General features: G+C 64.6%; 23 protein-coding genes. 8 read left to right on the top strand and 15 right to left on the bottom strand.

Annotated elements, in window-relative coordinates; translation table 11 throughout:
- Positions 1-36 precede the first annotated feature (36 nt).
- Positions 37-513: a DUF2244 domain-containing protein gene (locus tag ABFY71_RS03605; RefSeq protein WP_347944714.1), complete on the top strand. Its 477-nt coding sequence runs from the start codon at positions 37-39 to the stop codon at positions 511-513.
- Between the two features lie 79 nt (positions 514-592).
- Positions 593-1,462: a methylated-DNA--[protein]-cysteine S-methyltransferase gene (locus ABFY71_RS03600; protein ID WP_305581803.1), complete on the top strand. Its 870-nt coding sequence runs from the start codon at positions 593-595 to the stop codon at positions 1,460-1,462.
- Between the two features lie 261 nt (positions 1,463-1,723).
- Here the strand turns inward: ABFY71_RS03600 and ABFY71_RS03595 are convergent, their stop codons facing one another.
- Together ABFY71_RS03595 and dapB are read right to left on the bottom strand one after the other, a co-directional pair.
- Entirely contained in the window at positions 1,724-2,338 is a 615-nt protein-coding gene (locus tag ABFY71_RS03595; protein WP_347944713.1) for a 2,3-bisphosphoglycerate-dependent phosphoglycerate mutase, read from the bottom strand.
- Positions 2,339-2,353: 15 nt separating this feature from the next.
- Entirely contained in the window at positions 2,354-3,166 is an 813-nt protein-coding gene (gene dapB, locus ABFY71_RS03590; protein WP_347944712.1) for a 4-hydroxy-tetrahydrodipicolinate reductase, read from the bottom strand.
- A gap of 116 nt (positions 3,167-3,282) precedes the next feature.
- Between dapB and ABFY71_RS03585 the strand changes: the two genes are divergently transcribed.
- Positions 3,283-3,633: a VOC family protein gene (locus tag ABFY71_RS03585; RefSeq protein WP_347944711.1), complete on the top strand. Its 351-nt coding sequence runs from the start codon at positions 3,283-3,285 to the stop codon at positions 3,631-3,633.
- A gap of 33 nt (positions 3,634-3,666) precedes the next feature.
- On the opposite strand, the gene ABFY71_RS03580 is transcribed toward ABFY71_RS03585, so the two are convergent.
- The 8 genes from ABFY71_RS03580 to hisB all read right to left on the bottom strand — a co-directional run bounded on the left by ABFY71_RS03580 (position 3,667) and on the right by hisB (position 8,932).
- Complete coding sequence (locus ABFY71_RS03580; RefSeq protein ID WP_347944710.1) at positions 3,667-4,203, bottom strand: hypothetical protein; 537 nt, start codon at positions 4,201-4,203, stop codon at positions 3,667-3,669.
- Positions 4,204-4,247: 44 nt separating this feature from the next.
- A complete protein-coding gene (gene coaA / locus ABFY71_RS03575) occupies positions 4,248-5,198 on the bottom strand; it encodes a type I pantothenate kinase (RefSeq protein WP_305581813.1) in 951 nt (316 codons plus the stop codon).
- On the bottom strand, positions 5,198-5,524 hold the full coding sequence (locus tag ABFY71_RS03570; protein ID WP_305581815.1) for a phosphoribosyl-ATP diphosphatase: 327 nt from the start codon (positions 5,522-5,524) through the stop codon (positions 5,198-5,200). The genes coaA and ABFY71_RS03570 overlap by 1 nt, the downstream gene beginning before the upstream one ends.
- Before the next feature lie 138 nt (positions 5,525-5,662).
- The gene (hisF, locus tag ABFY71_RS03565) at positions 5,663-6,460 is read right to left on the bottom strand and encodes an imidazole glycerol phosphate synthase subunit HisF (protein WP_347944709.1); all 798 of its coding nucleotides are present in this window, start codon (positions 6,458-6,460) and stop codon (positions 5,663-5,665) included.
- On the bottom strand, positions 6,457-7,188 hold the full coding sequence (gene hisA, locus ABFY71_RS03560; RefSeq protein ID WP_347944708.1) for a 1-(5-phosphoribosyl)-5-[(5-phosphoribosylamino)methylideneamino]imidazole-4-carboxamide isomerase: 732 nt from the start codon (positions 7,186-7,188) through the stop codon (positions 6,457-6,459). Before hisA ends, hisF begins: the two co-directional genes overlap by 4 nt.
- Complete coding sequence (gene hisH / locus ABFY71_RS03555) at positions 7,185-7,835, bottom strand: imidazole glycerol phosphate synthase subunit HisH (protein WP_347944707.1); 651 nt, start codon at positions 7,833-7,835, stop codon at positions 7,185-7,187. The genes hisA and hisH overlap by 4 nt, the downstream gene beginning before the upstream one ends.
- Complete coding sequence (locus ABFY71_RS03550) at positions 7,832-8,179, bottom strand: DUF2628 domain-containing protein (protein ID WP_347944706.1); 348 nt, start codon at positions 8,177-8,179, stop codon at positions 7,832-7,834. The genes hisH and ABFY71_RS03550 overlap by 4 nt, the downstream gene beginning before the upstream one ends.
- A gap of 165 nt (positions 8,180-8,344) precedes the next feature.
- On the bottom strand, positions 8,345-8,932 hold the full coding sequence (hisB, locus tag ABFY71_RS03545) for an imidazoleglycerol-phosphate dehydratase HisB (protein ID WP_347944705.1): 588 nt from the start codon (positions 8,930-8,932) through the stop codon (positions 8,345-8,347).
- A 638-nt stretch (positions 8,933-9,570) separates the two neighbouring features.
- Between hisB and hslV the strand changes: the two genes are divergently transcribed.
- Genes hslV through hslU form a run of 3 tightly spaced genes read left to right on the top strand, consistent with a single transcriptional unit; the run spans position 9,571 to position 11,958 of the window.
- Positions 9,571-10,131, top strand: a complete 561-nt coding sequence (hslV, locus tag ABFY71_RS03540) for an ATP-dependent protease subunit HslV (protein ID WP_305579358.1) — start codon at positions 9,571-9,573, stop codon at positions 10,129-10,131.
- Positions 10,128-10,646 (top strand): GNAT family N-acetyltransferase, encoded by a 519-nt coding sequence (locus ABFY71_RS03535; protein WP_347944704.1) that lies wholly within the window; start codon positions 10,128-10,130, stop codon positions 10,644-10,646. Before hslV ends, ABFY71_RS03535 begins: the two co-directional genes overlap by 4 nt.
- 1 nt (position 10,647) lies before the next feature.
- Positions 10,648-11,958 (top strand): ATP-dependent protease ATPase subunit HslU, encoded by a 1,311-nt coding sequence (gene hslU, locus ABFY71_RS03530; RefSeq protein WP_305579360.1) that lies wholly within the window; start codon positions 10,648-10,650, stop codon positions 11,956-11,958.
- A 124-nt stretch (positions 11,959-12,082) separates the two neighbouring features.
- On the opposite strand, the gene ABFY71_RS03525 is transcribed toward hslU, so the two are convergent.
- From ABFY71_RS03525 to ABFY71_RS03515, 3 genes are read right to left on the bottom strand one after another with little or no spacing between them, the layout of a single operon-like run.
- The gene (locus tag ABFY71_RS03525; RefSeq protein WP_347944703.1) at positions 12,083-12,451 is read right to left on the bottom strand and encodes a helix-turn-helix domain-containing protein; all 369 of its coding nucleotides are present in this window, start codon (positions 12,449-12,451) and stop codon (positions 12,083-12,085) included.
- A complete protein-coding gene (locus tag ABFY71_RS03520; protein ID WP_305579362.1) occupies positions 12,448-13,047 on the bottom strand; it encodes a Smr/MutS family protein in 600 nt (199 codons plus the stop codon). The genes ABFY71_RS03525 and ABFY71_RS03520 overlap by 4 nt, the downstream gene beginning before the upstream one ends.
- Before the next feature lie 30 nt (positions 13,048-13,077).
- Positions 13,078-13,791, bottom strand: a complete 714-nt coding sequence (locus ABFY71_RS03515; protein WP_305579363.1) for a Tim44/TimA family putative adaptor protein — start codon at positions 13,789-13,791, stop codon at positions 13,078-13,080.
- Positions 13,792-13,950: 159 nt separating this feature from the next.
- Here ABFY71_RS03515 and ABFY71_RS03510 point away from each other — a divergent pair, with 159 nt between their 5' ends.
- Entirely contained in the window at positions 13,951-14,409 is a 459-nt protein-coding gene (locus tag ABFY71_RS03510) for an FxsA family protein (protein ID WP_305579364.1), read from the top strand.
- Between the two features lie 81 nt (positions 14,410-14,490).
- Entirely contained in the window at positions 14,491-15,006 is a 516-nt protein-coding gene (gene secB, locus ABFY71_RS03505; protein WP_305579365.1) for a protein-export chaperone SecB, read from the top strand.
- 64 nt (positions 15,007-15,070) lie between these two features.
- Here the strand turns inward: secB and dnaQ are convergent, their stop codons facing one another.
- Positions 15,071-15,799, bottom strand: a complete 729-nt coding sequence (gene dnaQ / locus ABFY71_RS03500; protein ID WP_347944702.1) for a DNA polymerase III subunit epsilon — start codon at positions 15,797-15,799, stop codon at positions 15,071-15,073.
- A complete protein-coding gene (gene coaE / locus ABFY71_RS03495; protein WP_347944701.1) occupies positions 15,796-16,392 on the bottom strand; it encodes a dephospho-CoA kinase in 597 nt (198 codons plus the stop codon). The genes dnaQ and coaE overlap by 4 nt, the downstream gene beginning before the upstream one ends.
- Position 16,393 lies beyond the last annotated feature (1 nt).

Below are 16,393 nucleotides of genomic sequence, written 5' to 3'. Positions count from 1 at the left end.
GGGCCTATAGTTAGTGCGGAAGAGAGCGCGATGCCAATGCAAGCTACAACCACCACGCCGCTGTTTGCGGCAGAACTCACCCCCAACCGCTCGCTGAGCACGCGGGGCGCCTGGATATTGTTCGCCCTGGTCGCTGCCCTGTTCGCCGCGCCGGGCCTGCTGTTTCTGTCGATGGGGGCGTTTCCGGTCACCGTGCTGATGGGGCTGACCGCCCTGGCCATTGTCGCCGGGCTGTTCATCGGTCTGCGCCAGGGCAAGCGGCGCGAGCGCATCACGGTATGGGCCGAGCAGATCGAATGGCAGGTCACCGACAGCGCCGGGCAGACGACCCTGCGCCGCTTTGACCCGCGCATGGTGCGTCTGGTGCTGGGCCGCGATGACTACGAAAAGACCACCGCCGTGCAGTTGCGCGCGGCCGAGCAGACGCACGAACTCGGCTCGTTCCTGAGCAGCGAAGACAAATCGAGCTTTGCCAAGGCGCTGGGCACCGCGCTGCGGCGGGCGCGCAGCTAGCCCCGGTGAAAACCGGGTCGCTTCGCGCCCCGATGGGTTCTAGAGATCGTGCCAGGACAATCATCAGACGAGCGCGACGATGAACCAGATGGCCCAGATCGGCCCGATCAGTGATTACGACACCATCAGGGCGGCGATTCGCTATCTCAGCGAGCATGGTCCCGATGTGGCGGACCTGCCCGGCTTTGCCCGCGCGCTGGGTCTGAACGAGCGGCAATTGACCGCGCTGTTCCGCCGCTGGTGCGGCCTGTCGCCCAAGAGCTTTGCCCAGGCGGTGGCGCTCGACCACGCCAAGGGCCTGCTGCGCGGCCAGGAGAGCGTGCTCGACACCACCTATGCGGTGGGGCTGAGTTCGACCTCGCGGCTGCATGATCTGTTCGTGACCTATGAGGCGATGCCGCCCGGCATGTTTCGCGCCGGCGGGGCCGGGCTCGACATGATCTGGGGCGCCGCGCCCTCGCCCTTTGGCACGGCCGTGGTCACCGCCACCGAATATGGCATGAGCGGGCTGGGCTTTGCCGATCAGGACACCACGGTCGAGCAGGCCTTTGCCGATCTGGCCGGTCGCTGGCCCAATGCCCGGTTCAGCCGCGATGATGGCCGCATCGCGCCGCTGGTGGCGCAGGCCTTTGATCCGGCCCATTGGTCGGCCGATCGCCCGGTGCGGATCGTGCTGATCGGCACCGATTTCGAGGTGCAGGTGTGGGAGACGCTGCTGAAGATCCCCGTGGGCAAGGCCACCACCTATTCGGCGGTGGCCAGTCATATCGGCCGCCCGACAGCGTCACGCGCCGTCGGCGCTGCGGTGGGCAAGAACCCGATCAGCTTTGTCGTACCCTGCCACCGCGTGGTGGGCACCTCCGGCGCCCTGACCGGCTATCACTGGGGCGTGCCGCGCAAGCGGGCGATATTGGGCTGGGAAGCCGGGGTGATTTCCGCGGCGCATTAGTCCTTCGGGCACAGCGCGACGTTTCACGTGAATCGATGACGCGGCAAACATGGCACCGGGCGTCAGGCGGGAAAGTTCTCACCCACCCACCGGGCGGCACCTCCCCCTTGACGGGGGAGGTTGGGAGGGGGTGCGTGAGCCCGGATATCAGGGCTAGCCGCCCCCCTCCCTGACCCTCCCCGCGAGGGGGAGGGTGTCGACTGGGACTTCCCGGTTATTTTCCCCGTCCCCCACCAGTTCCGTGACCATTCTCGCAAACGCCTAAAGCGCCACCCGCTCCACCAGCTTGCCATCGGGGCCGATCTTGTAGACGGTCGGCTGGCCGGTGCCGATCTCGCGGGCTAGGATCTCGTCGGGGGTCAGCCCTTCGATGGCCATGACCAGCGCGCGCAGCGAATTGCCGTGGGCGGCGACCAGCACGGTCTTGCCGGCTTTGAGCTGGGGCAGGATCTCGGCCTCGTAATAGGGCAGGGTGCGCGCGGCGGTGTCTTTCAGGCTCTCGCCGCCGGGGGGTGGCACGTCAAAGCTGCGGCGCCAGAGCAGCACCTGCTCCTCACCCCATTTCTTGCGCGCATCGTCCTTGTTCAGCCCTGCCAGATCGCCATAGTCGCGCTCATTGAGCGCAATATTGCGGGTGATGGTGACATTGAGAATGCCCATCTCCTCGAGCATCAGGTCGAGTGTGTGCTGGGCGCGACGCAGGGCCGACGTGTAGTAGAGATCGGGCACGATGCCCTTGGCCGCCAGCACCTGGCCGGTCTGGCGGGCTTCCTCGATGCCCTGCTCGGTCAGGTCCGGATCGCGCCAGCCGGTGAACAGGTTTTTCAGGTTCCACTCGCTCTGCCCGTGGCGGACGAGGATCAGGGTTCCGGTCATAGCAGATATCCTTGTTCAGTCGTTGAGGCCGAGTACGTCGACCATGGAATAAAGCCCGGGCGGCTGTTGGCTGGCCCAGAGTGCGGCACGCGCCGCGCCACTGGCAAAGATCGAGCGATCCTCGGCGCGGTGGCCCAGCTCGATGCGCTCGCCGGGCCCGGCCAGGATCACCGAATGATCGCCCACCACCGTGCCGCCGCGCAGGGTGGCAAAGCCGATACTGCCGGCCTCGCGTGGCCCGGTATGGCCATCGCGGACCCGCACCGAATGGGTCTTGAGGGAAATCTCGCGCCCCTTGGCCGCGGCTTCGCCGAGCAGCAGCGCCGAGCCCGATGGGGCATCCACCTTGCGGTTGTGATGCATTTCGAGAATTTCGATGTCGTAATCGGCCAGGGCGGCCGCGGCCTTTTCCACCAGATTGGCCAGCACCACCATGCCCATGGAAAAATTGCCCGACTTGACGATGCAGGCGCCCGCCCGGGCCGACGCCGCGATGGCGGCATCGTCGGCTTCCGAACAGCCGGTGGTGCCAATGATATGGACGAGGCCGCGAGCGGCCGCCTTGGCCGCCAGCGCCACACTGGCCTCGGGCGCGGTAAAATCAATAACGATATCGGCCCCGGCCAGGGCGGCATCGATATCCTCGGTAATGGCGACGTGCAGCGCGCCAAGGCCGGCGAACAGCCCGGCATCCTGGGCAAGGGCGGCGCTGCCGGGGCGATCGAGAGCGGCATGCAGCGCGAGGCCGGCAGTTTGGGTGATGGCGCGGATAATGGCGGCTCCCATGCGGCCACCGGCCCCTGCCACCACAACCTTGAGTTCTGCCATAAGTCGTCTCCACGTTTCGTCCGGCCTATAGCAGCGCCGCACGAAAACACCAATACTGTGCCCCATTACGGTCACCATGCTAGGGTTCAGCTTGGCAGCAAACCAAGGACGCTGATTTGACCATCACCAACGCGCTGGCCGGGATCGCGGTGGACGACATCACCGCGGCGCTCGACTTTTATGAACTACTGTTCGGCCGGATGCCCGATGCCCGGCCGATGGGCGATATTGGCGAATGGAAACTGCCCGGCGGCGGCTGGGTGCAGATCCTGGCCGATAGCGACCGGGCCGGGGCGGGCACGCTGACGCTGATCGTCGACGATCTGGCCGAAGAGCTGGGGCGCCTCAGCCTGCAGGGCCTGACCCCGGTCGCCAAATCGATGGGCGACTTCTTCAAGACCGCCAAGTTCCGCGATCCCGACGGCAACCAGATCATCTTCAGCCAGCCGCAACCGGGCACCTATTGAGTAGGCTCCAGACCTAGAGACTTGCCTGCTTTCTTAAAGTAGAGGCAGGTACATCGAGTTGCGTGGGTCCGAAAAATCTAACCTAGGCTGATAGGGGATCAACTCAGAGACTATCGTCGATATGGCGGCGGCGGCGACTGTCGCATCGGTACAGAACCGTTCCACATCGCCCTCATCCCATTCAACACTCTCAATCTTCAATTTTCCCTTCGCAACTACACGTCGGAAGACTATGGCTCCCTCTTCGATTGCGTCGAAGCGACAGTGAGCCGCTATAATCCTGTTGTTATTGAGGCTTAGTACCTGGCTCCGGGTTTTCTTGAGGAGGCTACCCCGCTCAGAATCTGGCATCTCAGCCAAGAGGTTCTCGGCAGAGAACAGGATGTCGATCTTTTTCGCGAGTGGAACATTTGCTGCGACTATGTCCGACACTCCACTGTCGAGCCCGAGTAGCTTGGTCAATCCAGAATCGATCGCCTCTTCGACGAGGGCAAAATGCTGCAAAAATCTGCCAACTAGGCGATTTGCTTTGTCAGTTTCGCTCGTCCTTGGAATAAGCTCCACAGCCATGCGTCAAATCCCGGCAAACATTAGACATACACCACTATACACAGCTACACCCGGCGCAGCTGCACCTCCTCGATATGGTGGCTCTTGCCCTTTTTCAGGATCAGATCGGCCCGGCCGCGGGTGGGCAGCACATTGTCGAGCAGGTTGGGCAGGTTGATGGTGCGCCACACGGTGCGCCCGAACGTGCCGGCCTCTTCCGGGCTCATTTCCGAGAAGCGGCGGAAGAACGAGTTCGGGTCCTTGAAGGCGGTGTCGCGCAGCCGGAAGAAGCGCTCCATGAACCAGGTCTCCAGATCGTCGACCTCGGCATCGATATAGATCGAGAAGTCGATGAAGTCGGAGGCGAACAGGATGGGCGCGCCATTTTTCGGCAGCTCGCCGGGCTGCAGGATATTGAGCCCTTCCACGATCAGGATGTCGGGGTGCTCAATGACCACTTCGCTGCCCGGCACCACGTCATAGACCAGGTGGGAATAGACCGGCACCTTGACATTGGTCTTGCCCGATTTGATGTCGCCCAGAAACGCCACGAAGCGGGCCCGGTCATAGCTTTCGGGGAAGCCCTTGCGGTCCATGATGCCGCGCTTTTCCAGCACCTTGTTGGGGTACAAAAAGCCGTCCGTGGTCACCAGGTCAACCCTTGGGCTGGCCGGCCAGCGCTGCAGCAGCGCCTGCAGAATGCGCGCTGTGGTCGATTTGCCCACCGCCACCGAACCGGCGACGCCGATGATGAAGGGCACCTTCTGGTCGGGGGTCTGCAGAAACCGCGACGAGACATTGTGCAGGCCCTGCACCGCCTCGACATAGAACGACAGCAGGCGGGTCAACGGCAGATAGGTGGCTTCGGCCTCTTCGAGCGAGATCGGGTCGCTCAGCGTGCGCAGCCGGGCAATGTCCTCGCGGGTCAGCGTCATCGGCTCGTCGGCGCGCAGGGCACCCCATTGCGCCTTGGTGAAATGGTGGTAGGGCGCCAGCACCGGTTTGCGTCGCGCCATTATTGCGGATCCTGGCGGGCGGCTTTTTCGGCCAGGCCCGAGCGGGCGGTGCGGGCATCGAGCTCGGCCATCACCGCGCCGAGCGGCACGTTGGCGGCGCGCAGCAGCACCAGCAGGTGATAGAGCACGTCGGCGCTCTCCTTGATCAGTTCGGGCCGGTTGGCCGTGACCGCCGCAATCACCGCTTCGGTGGCTTCTTCGCCCAGTTTCTGCGCGCATTTTTCAATGCCGCGGCTGAGCAGCTGCGCGGTGTAGCTGTCCTCCGGCGCGGCAGCGGCGCGCAGGGCCAGGCGGGCGTCCAGGTCGTCCAGGGTCATGGCAGTCAAGGCTCCTCATCCACGACGTCATCCCGGCGAAGGCCGGGATCCAGCTTGAGATCTCGGGATGGACCCCGGGTTGGGCCCGGGGTGACATCGCATTGGGGGGCAGCTGTAGCGCAAAGCCATGCCCGGCGTCACTACGACCTAAGCCGGGCGGTCCTGGCGCACGGGAACGCCATGGGCCGCCAGATAGGCCTTGGCCTGGGGAATGGTGAAGGTGCCGAAATGGAAGATCGAGGCGGCCAGCACGGCGCTGGCATGGCCCTCGATCACGCCATCGACCAGGTCCTGCAGCGCACCGACGCCCCCCGAGGCAATGACCGGCACCGGCACCGCATCGGCAATGGTGCGGGTCAGCGCCAGGTCAAAGCCGGACTTGGTGCCGTCGCGATCCATCGAGGTGACCAGCAGTTCGCCGGCGCCACGTTCCACCATGCGGCTGGCAAATTCCACCGCGTCCAGCCCGGTCGGCTTGCGCCCGCCATGGGTGAAGATTTCCCACGCCGAAACATTGTCGCCGCCCACCGCCCGGGTCAGGCGCTGCTTGGCGTCGACCGAAACGACGATGCACTGATTGCCGAATTTGTCAGCGGCGCGGGCGATGAAATCGGGGTCGTTCACCGCCGCTGAATTGATCGCCACCTTGTCGGCTCCGGCCAGCAGCAGCTTGCGGATATCGTCAATGCTGCGCACCCCGCCGCCCACGGTCAGCGGCATGAAGCAGTGCTCGGCGGTGCGGGCAACGACATCGAGAATGGTGTCGCGGCCCTCATGGCTGGCGGTGATGTCGAGAAAGGTCAGCTCATCGGCGCCCGCGGCGTCATAGGCCATGGCGGCCTCGACCGGATCACCGGCATCGCGCAGATCGACGAAGTTGACGCCCTTGACGACACGGCCATCCATGACGTCGAGGCAGGGGATCAGGCGGATCTTGAGACTCATGGCGTACCCCGCAACATGGCCAGTGCTTCACGTGAATCAATGCGCCCGTCATAGAGCGCGCGGCCGGAGATAGCGCCTTCGAGCACGGCGTATTCGGGCCGGGTCATGCGCTCGATATCGGCCATCGAGGCCAACCCGCCCGAGGCGATCACCGGAATGGAGGTGGCGCGGGCCAGCTCCAGGGTGGCGTCCCAGTTGATGCCGGCCAGCACGCCGTCGCGGTCGATATCGGTATAGATGATGGCGGCGACCCCAGCGCCCTCGAAGCGCCGGGCCAGTTCGACCACGGAAAGCTCAGAGGTTTCCGCCCAGCCTTCCACCGCCACCATGCCGGCGCGCGCATCGATGCCCACGGCGACCTGGCCGGGCCATTTGCTGGCGGCTTCCTTCACCAGAGCGGGGTCGCGCACCGCCACCGTGCCCAGAATCACCCGGGCCAGGCCCTTGTCGAGCCAGCTTTCGATATGGGCCAGGGTGCGGATGCCGCCGCCCAGCTGCACCGGAAATGTCACCGCCTTGAGGATGGCGTCGACCGCCGCGCCATTGACGCTCTGGCCGGCAAAGGCGCCGTTGAGATCGACGACATGCAGATATTCGAACCCCTCTGCCTCAAAGCTCCTGGCCTGGGCCGCCGGATTGTCGTTGAACACGGTGGCCTGATCCATGTCGCCCAGCTTGAGGCGCACGCACTGGCCGTCTTTCAGATCGATGGCAGGAAACAGGATCACGGCGTCCACCTCAGGAAATTCTCGATCAATTGCAGGCCCAGCGCCTGGCTCTTTTCGGGATGGAACTGGGTGCCGAACATGTTGTCGCGACCGACACAGGCGGTCAGCGGGCCGCCATAATCGGTGGTGGCGAGCAGCGTGTCCGGGCTGTCGGTGACCAGGTGATAGGAGTGCACGAAATAGGCGTGCAGCCCGTCGGGGCCATCGGGGATATTGTCGAACAGCTTGTGGGCCCTGGTGATGGCAATGGTGTTCCAGCCCATATGCGGCACCTTGAGCGCCGGGTCGGACGGGACAATCGCCTCCACCGCGCCGGGGATCCAGCCCAGGCCCGGGGTCACGGTTTTTTCGCGCCCTTCACTGGCCATCAGCTGCATGCCGACGCAGACGCCCAGAAATGGCGTGCCGCCGGCGATGACAGCCTCTTCAAGCACCTCGACCATGCCGGGCACGGCATCGAGCCCGGCCTTGCAGTCGGCAAAGGCGCCGACGCCGGGCAGCATGATGCGGTCGGCCTGGCGCACGCGCTCGGGGTCGGCGGTCACCTCGATGGTGATGCCGCCCAGCCCCTGGGCCATGCGCTCGAATGCCTTGGCCGCCGAGTGCAGATTGCCGGCGCCGTAATCGATAATCGTCACCAGGCTCATTGCATTGCCTCCAATTGGGCGAGATCGGCGCTGGCGGCGACGCGGTCGCCGCGATGGCGCCAGCCGCGCCAGGCCAGGCCGTGGCGGCGCAGGCCGGGGGCGGCAAAGCCGAGCCAGAGGGCCAGCAGCCCATAGAGCAGGAAGGCGGCGCCATCGCCGATGAACGGCGCGAGCAGGATCAGCGCGACCAGCTTGACGCAGAACACCACCAGCTCAAGCCAGAGCCCGTGGCGCAGCAGAAACACCGGCGGCAGCAGGGCGGCCAGCCAGGAGAAGCGTTCCGGGATCGCCGCCGGCAAGGCGGGCTTGCCGAGCCTGGGATCGAAGATGGCGTAAAGGGTCACACTTTTCTCCAGCACCGCGATGTCATTCCGGCGCAGGCCGCAATCCATCTTGAGATCTCGGGATGGCCCCGGCCTTGACCCGTCTTTATGCACGACGCGACAGGCGGGCCCGGGGTGCCACCCTGGATGGGGACGATCTAGTGCAAAAGGCGCGAAAACAAAAGCCTAGAGCGTGCCCTTGGTGCTCGGCACCCGATCGGCCGCGCGCGGATCGATTTCCACAGCCTGGCGCAGCGCCCGGGCCACCGCCTTGAACATCGACTCGGCCAGATGGTGGTTATTGTCGGTGTAGAAATTTTCGATATGCAGGGTGATGCCGGCATTGCTGGCAAAGGCCTGGAAGAATTCGCGGAACAGTTCGGTGTCCATCTCGCCGATCTTGTCGCGCGAAAATTCGGCCCGGAACACCAGGAACGGGCGGCCGGACACATCGAGCGCGGCGCGGGTCAGCGTGCCGTCCATCGGCAGATCGGCCGAGGCATAGCGGCGGATGCCCTTTTTGTCGCCCAGTGCCTGGCTCACGGCCTGGCCCAGGGCAATGCCGACATCTTCCACCGTGTGGTGGAAATCAATGTGCAGGTCGCCGCTGCAGGCCACATCCATATCGATCAGCGAGTGGCGGCTGAGCTGGTCGAGCATGTGGTCAAAGAACCCCACCCCGGTCGCCATGGCGTGCGCACCGGTGCCGTCGAGGTTGATCGAGACCTTGATCTCGGTCTCGTTGGTCTTGCGGGCAATCTGGGCGGTACGCATGATCTGGCTCTTTCGAATGGTCGGCGCTGTCCTAGCAGATAAGCGCAAACGCATAAAGATAGCGTTGCCAGGGGTGGTTGACGGCAGCTTCAGTGCCGGGCGTACCATTTCGCAAGTCCGGCGCGCGAGAATACCCCCACCCCTGATCCCTCCCCACAAGGGGAAGGGCGACGACAAAACAACGGTCCCGGGCAGAGTGGTTTTGCCCGTGCCGGACAGGCCTCCCTCCCCTTTGTGGGGAGGGAATGAGGGTGGGGGGCCGGCTTTGACACAAGAAAACCTGTCCATCTTGTCCCCGCCGGCAGAACCGGCCGCATACTCATGCCCATCACTCCGCACGGGCGGCCTGCAGGCGAACAGTGGCGGGGTGAGCCGGGTGTGGCTTTTGCCTGCCGCACAGGTTCCAGTCCGGCCGTGCGAGGGCGAGCGACCCCGTGCCGCCGTACAGTTCCAAAAACCGGCGCCCCGAGGCGGATACCGTCTCACTATTTTTGCTTACCAGAGGCGGCAGACGCCTCGGGGCCCGCTCTGCTGCCTCAACCGTGCGGTCCGCCGACCGCGCGGCGCCGCGCCATGCATTGCAATCGCTGCCTCACCACCTAAATATCACGCAACGGTTCTGGAGTAATTTTCCCATCATGAGTGATTCAGCATTTCCCGGTTGGCACGGGACAACCATCGTTTCCGTGCGCAAGGGCAATAAGGTGGTGGTGGCGGGCGACGGTCAGGTCTCGATGGGCCAGACCGTGATGAAGCACACCGCCAAGAAGGTGCGCCGGCTGGCCGGCGGCAAGGTGATCGGCGGCTTTGCCGGGTCCACCGCCGACGCCTTCACGCTGTTTGAGCGGCTCGAAGCCCGGCTTGAGCAATATCCCGATCAATTGATGCGCGCGGCGGTGGAACTGGCCAAGGACTGGCGCACCGACCGCTATCTGCGCAAGCTTGAGGCCATGATGATCGTGGCCGACAAGAAGGACACGCTGGTGCTCACCGGCACGGGCGATGTGCTGACCCCCGACCACGGCGTCACCGCGATTGGCTCGGGCGGCAATTATGCGCTGAGCGCCGCCCTGGCGCTGCATCAGGGCACCGAGATGGATGCCGAGGAAGTGGCGCGCCGCGCCATGGCGATTGCCGAACAGATCTGCGTCTACACCAATGGCAATGTGACGCTTGAAGCCATCGAGCTCGATCCGTGAGCTGGGCCGTCCGCCGTCTGACGCGCAAGGACTTCGCCGCCTATCACGCCCTGCGCCTTGAGGCCCTGACCAACCATCCGGAGGCCTATGGCACCGCGGCGGAGAGCTTTGCGGCCCGGCCGGCGACCGAGATCGAGGATTTCCTCAGCCTTCGGGCGCTGTTCGGGGTGGTGACGGAGACGGGCGAGCTGGCCGGGATGGTGCTCTACGACCGCGACAGTGGCGAGCGCGAGTCCCATCGCGGCTGGCTGCTGCAGGTCTACCTCAAACCCGCCATGCGCGGCACCGGCGCGGCGCTGGCCCTGCTCGAAACCGCCATCGACCATGCCAGCAGCGAGGTGCTGCAGGTGCACCTGATGGTGGGCACGCACAACCTGCCGGCCATCCGCCTCTATGAGAAGGCGGGCTTCAGGATCTACGGCACCGACCCCCGCCGCCTCTACGTGAACGGTCGCTATATCGACGAACACATGATGGTGCGCTTGCTCGACAAGGCACCAGGAAAGACAGACTGAAATGACTGAAACCAATTTCTCCCCGCGCGAGATCGTCTCCGAGCTCGACCGCCATATTGTCGGCCAGAACGACGCCAAGCGGGCTGTCGCCGTGGCGCTGCGCAATCGCTGGCGCCGGCAGCAGCTGCCGCCCGAATTGCGGCGCGAGGTGAGCCCGAAGAATATCCTGATGATCGGGCCGACCGGCGTCGGCAAGACCGAGATTTCGCGCCGCCTGGCCCGGCTGGCCCAGGCGCCGTTCATCAAGGTGGAAGCCACCAAGTTCACCGAGGTGGGCTATGTCGGCCGCGATGTCGAGCAGATCATCCGCGATCTGGTGGAAGCCGGCATTGCCGTGCTGCGCGACAAGCGCCGCGCCGATGTGCAGGCCCAGGCGCACCAGAATGCCGAAGACCGGGTGCTTGATGCGCTGGTGGGGACCTCGGCGACGCCGGCGACCCGCGACTCGTTTCGCAAGAAGCTGCGCAATAACGAGATCGATGACAGCGAAATCGAGATCGAGATGACGCCGTCCAGCAATACCGGCGGCTTTGAAATCCCCGGCATGCCCAATGGCGGCATCGGCATGATCAACCTTTCGGACATGTTCAAATCGGCCATGGGCGGGCGCGGCGTCAAGCGCAAGATCAAGGTCAAGGACGCCTATGAGCCGCTGATCGCCGAGGAAGCCGACAAGCTGCTCGATCAGGACCAGCTCAAGGTCGAGGCCATCGATCTGGTGGAAAACCACGGCATTGTCTTCATCGACGAGATCGACAAGGTGGCCCATCGCGAAGGCGGGGCGCAGGGCGGACCGTCACGCGAAGGCGTGCAGCGCGACCTGCTGCCGCTGATCGAGGGCACCACCGTTGCGACCAAGTATGGCCCGGTCAATACCGACCATATCCTGTTCATCGCCTCGGGCGCCTTCCATGTCAGCAAGCCGAGCGACCTGCTGCCCGAATTGCAGGGTCGCCTGCCGATCCGGGTGGAGCTGAAGGCGCTGACGCGCGGCGATTTCATCCAGATCCTCAACGACACCGAGGCCAGCCTGATCAAGCAGTATATCGCGCTGATGGCGACCGAAGGGGTGACGCTGGAATTCTCCCAGAACGCCATCGAGGCGATTGCCGACGCGGCGGTGCTGGTCAATGACAGTGTGGAAAACATCGGTGCCCGCCGCCTGATGACGGTGATGGAGCGGCTGGTGGAAGACATCAGCTTCGACGCGCCCGACAAGCAGGGCCAGACCATCGCCATCGACGCGGCCTTCGTCGCCGACAAGGTGGGCAAGCTGGCTGGCGATACCGATCTGAGCAAGTTCGTGCTGTAGCGAAACGCCTGCGTTTTCAGTCGACACCCTCCCCCTTGCGGGGAGGGACCAAGGGAGGGGGGTCGCTTGACCCCGATATCGGGGCGCTCAGTGGGTGCGAGGGAACTAGGTGGGTGCGAGAGAACTAGCGCTTCTTGCTGCTGCGCCGCATCAGTTCGTCGCGCAGGGCGCGCAGATCCTCGGCGTCGAGCTTGCCGATGGCGCCGGCCAGCCGGTTGGTCAGCTCGGTCGCCTCGGGGGCCAGCCCGCCGGTATCGATGGTGATCTTGGGATCGCTGATCTCGGCGAGGCGCTGCAGCTCCTCGGCCTCGTCCCAGATGACGTTGAAAAAGGCGATGATGCGGTGCAGCAGAAAGCCGGTCGGCTTGCCGCGCCTTCCATGCTCAAGCGCCGAGAGATAGGCGCTCGAGACATTGATGGCCGCCGCCATGTCCTTGAGGGACACGCCGCGCTCGGCGCGCATTTGCCTCATCCTGACGCCCAGCGGGGTCATCGACGGCGCAGGCGCACATACCACGCCCCCTCCCCACCATGACCGCGCGCCGCCGCCGACCAGCCCGAGACCAGGGAGGACAGCACGGGTTCATTGAGCCAGATCGGCAGCATGGTGCGCAAAATCCCCCTGCCGGTCATGGCGGCGATATAGTCATCGTCGGATTTGAGGCCCTTGCCGGTAATCACCAGAATGGTGCGGGCGCCCTGGGCCGCCTTGGCCTGGACAAAGCGATGCAGCGCGTCCCGCGCCTGCGACTGCGTCATGTCGTGCAGGTCGATCCTGCCATCGATGTCGAGCCGGCCGCGGCCGAGCTTCTTGCGGATCGAGGGGTCAACTGCCTTGTCGGGCCGCTGGGCATTCGGCGCCGGTGCCTGATAGGGCGGCAGGAAAGGCTGGCGCGGCGGCAGGCGGCGGGGCGCCGGCTTGACGCCGGCCTGGTCGTCGGGCGGGGCGGACCGCTCCTCGCCCGGCAGCGGCAGGGGGCCGGTCCCCAGCTTGAGCAGCCCCTTGCGACGCAGCGGATCGACCGTCGCGGCGACGGTCGTCCAGAGGTGGAAATCGTGTGGCAGGCGCTTGGGATCACGCTTGGACATGGCAATGAACCGGACGCTTGGGGCCGTGGATCAGTCGAGCTGGCTGGTGGTAATGACTTTCCAGTTCGGATCGCGCGATTTCGGATTGCGGGCGAAGGTCCATTCATCGGCGATGGTCTGGACCTGATCGGCATTGCCTTCCACCAGCTCGCCATCCTTGTCGCGGGTGGCCGACACCACTTCGGCATGGAAGCGGACGGTCACCAGTACATTCTTGCCGTCGAATTCGGCGTCGGCATATTCCACCTTGGGCAGGCCGACAAAGGTGAAATCGACGGTCTGGCCGGCCGCTTCGCGCTCGGTAATGGCGCGCTGAAAGCCGTCAAACACGTCCTTTTCCAGCAGATTCTTCAGCATTGGCCGATCGCCGGCGGCGTAGCCGGTGACGATCATCTCATAGGCCTGCTTGGCGCCATCGAGGAAAGATTTGGGGGTGAAGCTGGCATCGGCCTCGGCCACCGCCTTGAAGCCGGCGGCCAGTTCGGCATCGCCATGGGCGAATTGTTCGATCTCGGCCTCGAGCTTGCGGGCGCGGCGCTCATCGTCGAGTTCGGGTGCCGGCGCGCCGCGCGGACGGAGCGGCACGACGGTGTCTTCATTGGCGGGGGCATTGCTGGGCTTGCGCCGTTCGAGTGGCGGCCGTTCCGTGCCGGTGCGGGTGCCGAGCACCGAGCGCAGCCGGAACAGGACAAAAACCGCGACGGCGATCACGATGAGAGTGGGCAGATCGAAGAATTCGTCCATTGGGCAGGTACCTTACGGTCGGCTAGGATGGAAAATATCACGGCAGCGCTCGCGGCGCGCCCGATTTGAACTATATATAGGCAAAGCCTCACCCCAAAACCAGTTCACGTTGGGGTAAACGCCGTTTTGCCGCGCTTTGTTCGAGAAGGATACCCAGTTTTGGCCCGTTTTTTTGCTCTCGGCCTGCTTGTGCTCCCCATTATCGAGATCGCCTTGTTCATCAAGGTGGGTCAGAGCATCGGCCTGTGGCCCACCCTGGCGCTGATTATCGGCGCGGCGCTGCTCGGTGGCCTGCTGCTGCGTCAGCAGGGCCTGCAGATCGTCGGCCAGTTGCGCAACAATATGAGCAGCGGTCAATTGCCGGGCCGCACCATTGCCGAAACCATGATGATCGGGCTGGCGGCCCTGTTGCTGGTGCTGCCCGGATTTCTCAGCGATATCGTGGCGCTGGCCCTGCTGCTGCCGCCGGTGCGCGGCTGGATCTATGCGGGTCTGGCCAGCCGCCTGACCGTGGTCAGTGCCAGCGCCAGCTATCGCAGCACAAGGCAGGCCGAAAACCCCCGCATGGGGGGACCCGGCACCATCGATCTGGACGAGGATGACTATCGGCCGCAGTAACCGTTGGGGCCGGGGTGTGCTTGTGGCTCCAGCACAAAGATGGTAGCCAGCAACAACGCTTTTTCGACAAAGGAACCGTCTATGAGTGACGAGACCCAGGGCGACGCAACAGCCCAGGAAAACACGCCTTCCATGAACATGGTGGGTCAGTATATCCGCGATCTGTCGTTCGAGAATCCGGGCGCACCGGGCTCGATCATGGCAGGCGGCGCCAATCCGGCCTTCAACGTCTCGATTTCGGTCGCCGTCAAGAAGCAGACCGAGGAGGTCTATGCCGTTGAGCTGACGCTCAATGCCAAGGCCAATCGCGAGCAGACCGTGCTGTTCAATGTCGAATTGATCTATGGCGGCGTGTTCCGGCTCAAGAATGTCCCCGAGGCGACGCTCAGCCAGCTGCTGATGATCGAGTGCCCGCGCCTGATCTTCCCGTTTGCCCGCCAGGTGCTGGCCAGCGTCACCCAGCAGGGCGGCTTCCCGCCCCTGATGATGGAACCAGTCGATTTTGCCGCCATCTATCGGCAGAACATGGCCAAGCTGGCTGCCCAGCAGGGCGCCACCGCGCCGGCGGCGCCCGATGGCACGGGCAAGCCGAACTGATCGGCGAGCCTTGCCAATCAGCAAAAACCCCGGATCGCTCCGGGGTTTTTTTATTGACTGGTGCTCAGGACGCAGCGGCGCGATAGCGCTGCCAGATCGACTCCTCGCCCAGGGTGGCAATGAAGGCGGCATGGGCGGCGGCCTCGTCGGGGGTCAGCCGCTGGGGCAGGGCACGGGGGCGCTGCGAGGCGGTGACGCGCGTGGCAATGGCGTCGACGCCCGAGACGGTCGTTTCGGCGATCAGGGCCAGGCTGACCTGCTTGCCGCCGAGCAACTCGAGATAGACCTCGGCCAGGATTTCGCTGTCGAGCAGAGCGCCATGCAGCGTGCGGCGGGTATTGTCGATGCCATAATGCTTGCACATGGCATCAAGGCTGACCCGGGCGCCGGGATGCTTCTGACGCGCCAGCATGACCGTATCGATCACCTTGTTGGCCAGCGGCTTGTGGCCGACCCGTTCGAGCTCGGCATTGAGAAAGCCCATATCGAAGGAGGCATTGTGGATCACCAGCGTCGCGTCGCCGATAAAGGCGCGGAAATCCTCGACCACAGCGCCAAACAATGGCTTGTCGGCCAGAAATTCCTCACTCAGCCCATGCACGCGAAACGCCTCTTCGGGCATGGAGCGCTGCGGATTGACGTAAACGTGGAAGTGCCGGCCCGAGGGAATGTGGTTGATCAGCTCGACGCAGCCGATTTCAACCAGCCGATCGCCGGCAGCCGGCGACAGGCCGGTGGTTTCGGTATCCAGCACGATTTCGCGATTGAGGGCGGGATCGGCGGCAGGGTTCATGGTTTGAGGTCCTTGGCGCGAATGCTGGCGACCAGCGCCGCCACCATCTCTCGTATCCTGGCTTTGGGCAGGTCGGTATCAAACAGATAGCTGGCCCGAGCCTTCTTGTCGGCCTGAGGCAGCTGGCGGGCAAGCATGGTATCGAGCTTTTCCCCGCTCATTGCCGGCCGCGCCAGGGCCCGCTGCCGCTGGATGGCGTCATCGACCCAGGTCACGGCAATGGCGTCAAAGCCATAGTCAAAGCCGCTTTCAAACAGCAGCGGCACTTCGACCACGGCCAGGGCGTGCCCCTGTCGCTCGGCGCTATCAAGGAATTCTGCAATGCGGGCGCGCACCAGCGGGTGGACAATGGCCTCGAGCCGGGCAAAGCCGGCCGGGTCCGCGGTGAGGGCGCGTGACAGCGCCACCTTGTCGATGACGCCGTCGGGCGCGGTGCCGGGGAACGCTGCCGCAACTGGCCCAACAGCTTCGCCGGCATAGAGTTCTGCGACTGCCTGATCGGCGGAAAACACCGGCACGCCGAGATCGGCGAACGCCTGCAAGACGGTGGATTTTCCAGTAGCGATGGAGCCGGTCAGGCCGATACGCCACATG

This window comes from Devosia alba, from assembly GCF_039938915.1.
Lineage (GTDB): Bacteria > Pseudomonadota > Alphaproteobacteria > Rhizobiales > Devosiaceae > Devosia > Devosia alba.
Note: the sequence above shows the minus strand (reverse complement) of the source record. Positions and strands in the feature narration are given on the sequence as shown.

What these genes read in the sequence shown, in the direction of transcription:
- ABFY71_RS03605 (WP_347944714.1), top strand. Translation starts at nt 37, where the DNA reads ATGCAAGCTACAACCACCACGCCGCTGTTTGCGGCAGAACTCACCCCC.
- ABFY71_RS03600 (WP_305581803.1), top strand. Translation starts at nt 593, where the DNA reads ATGAACCAGATGGCCCAGATCGGCCCGATCAGTGATTACGACACCATC.
- ABFY71_RS03595 (WP_347944713.1), bottom strand. Translation starts at nt 2,338, where the DNA reads ATGACCGGAACCCTGATCCTCGTCCGCCACGGGCAGAGCGAGTGGAAC.
- dapB (WP_347944712.1), bottom strand. Translation starts at nt 3,166, where the DNA reads ATGGCAGAACTCAAGGTTGTGGTGGCAGGGGCCGGTGGCCGCATGGGA.
- ABFY71_RS03580 (WP_347944710.1), bottom strand. Translation starts at nt 4,203, where the DNA reads ATGGCTGTGGAGCTTATTCCAAGGACGAGCGAAACTGACAAAGCAAAT.
- coaA (WP_305581813.1), bottom strand. Translation starts at nt 5,198, where the DNA reads ATGGCGCGACGCAAACCGGTGCTGGCGCCCTACCACCATTTCACCAAG.
- hisF (WP_347944709.1), bottom strand. Translation starts at nt 6,460, where the DNA reads ATGAGTCTCAAGATCCGCCTGATCCCCTGCCTCGACGTCATGGATGGC.
- hisH (WP_347944707.1), bottom strand. Translation starts at nt 7,835, where the DNA reads ATGAGCCTGGTGACGATTATCGATTACGGCGCCGGCAATCTGCACTCG.
- hisB (WP_347944705.1), bottom strand. Translation starts at nt 8,932, where the DNA reads ATGCGTACCGCCCAGATTGCCCGCAAGACCAACGAGACCGAGATCAAG.
- hslV (WP_305579358.1), top strand. Translation starts at nt 9,571, where the DNA reads ATGAGTGATTCAGCATTTCCCGGTTGGCACGGGACAACCATCGTTTCC.
- hslU (WP_305579360.1), top strand. Translation starts at nt 10,648, where the DNA reads ATGACTGAAACCAATTTCTCCCCGCGCGAGATCGTCTCCGAGCTCGAC.
- ABFY71_RS03525 (WP_347944703.1), bottom strand. Translation starts at nt 12,451, where the DNA reads ATGACCCCGCTGGGCGTCAGGATGAGGCAAATGCGCGCCGAGCGCGGC.
- ABFY71_RS03520 (WP_305579362.1), bottom strand. Translation starts at nt 13,047, where the DNA reads ATGTCCAAGCGTGATCCCAAGCGCCTGCCACACGATTTCCACCTCTGG.
- ABFY71_RS03515 (WP_305579363.1), bottom strand. Translation starts at nt 13,791, where the DNA reads ATGGACGAATTCTTCGATCTGCCCACTCTCATCGTGATCGCCGTCGCG.
- secB (WP_305579365.1), top strand. Translation starts at nt 14,491, where the DNA reads ATGAGTGACGAGACCCAGGGCGACGCAACAGCCCAGGAAAACACGCCT.
- dnaQ (WP_347944702.1), bottom strand. Translation starts at nt 15,799, where the DNA reads ATGAACCCTGCCGCCGATCCCGCCCTCAATCGCGAAATCGTGCTGGAT.
- coaE (WP_347944701.1), bottom strand. Translation starts at nt 16,392, where the DNA reads ATGTGGCGTATCGGCCTGACCGGCTCCATCGCTACTGGAAAATCCACC.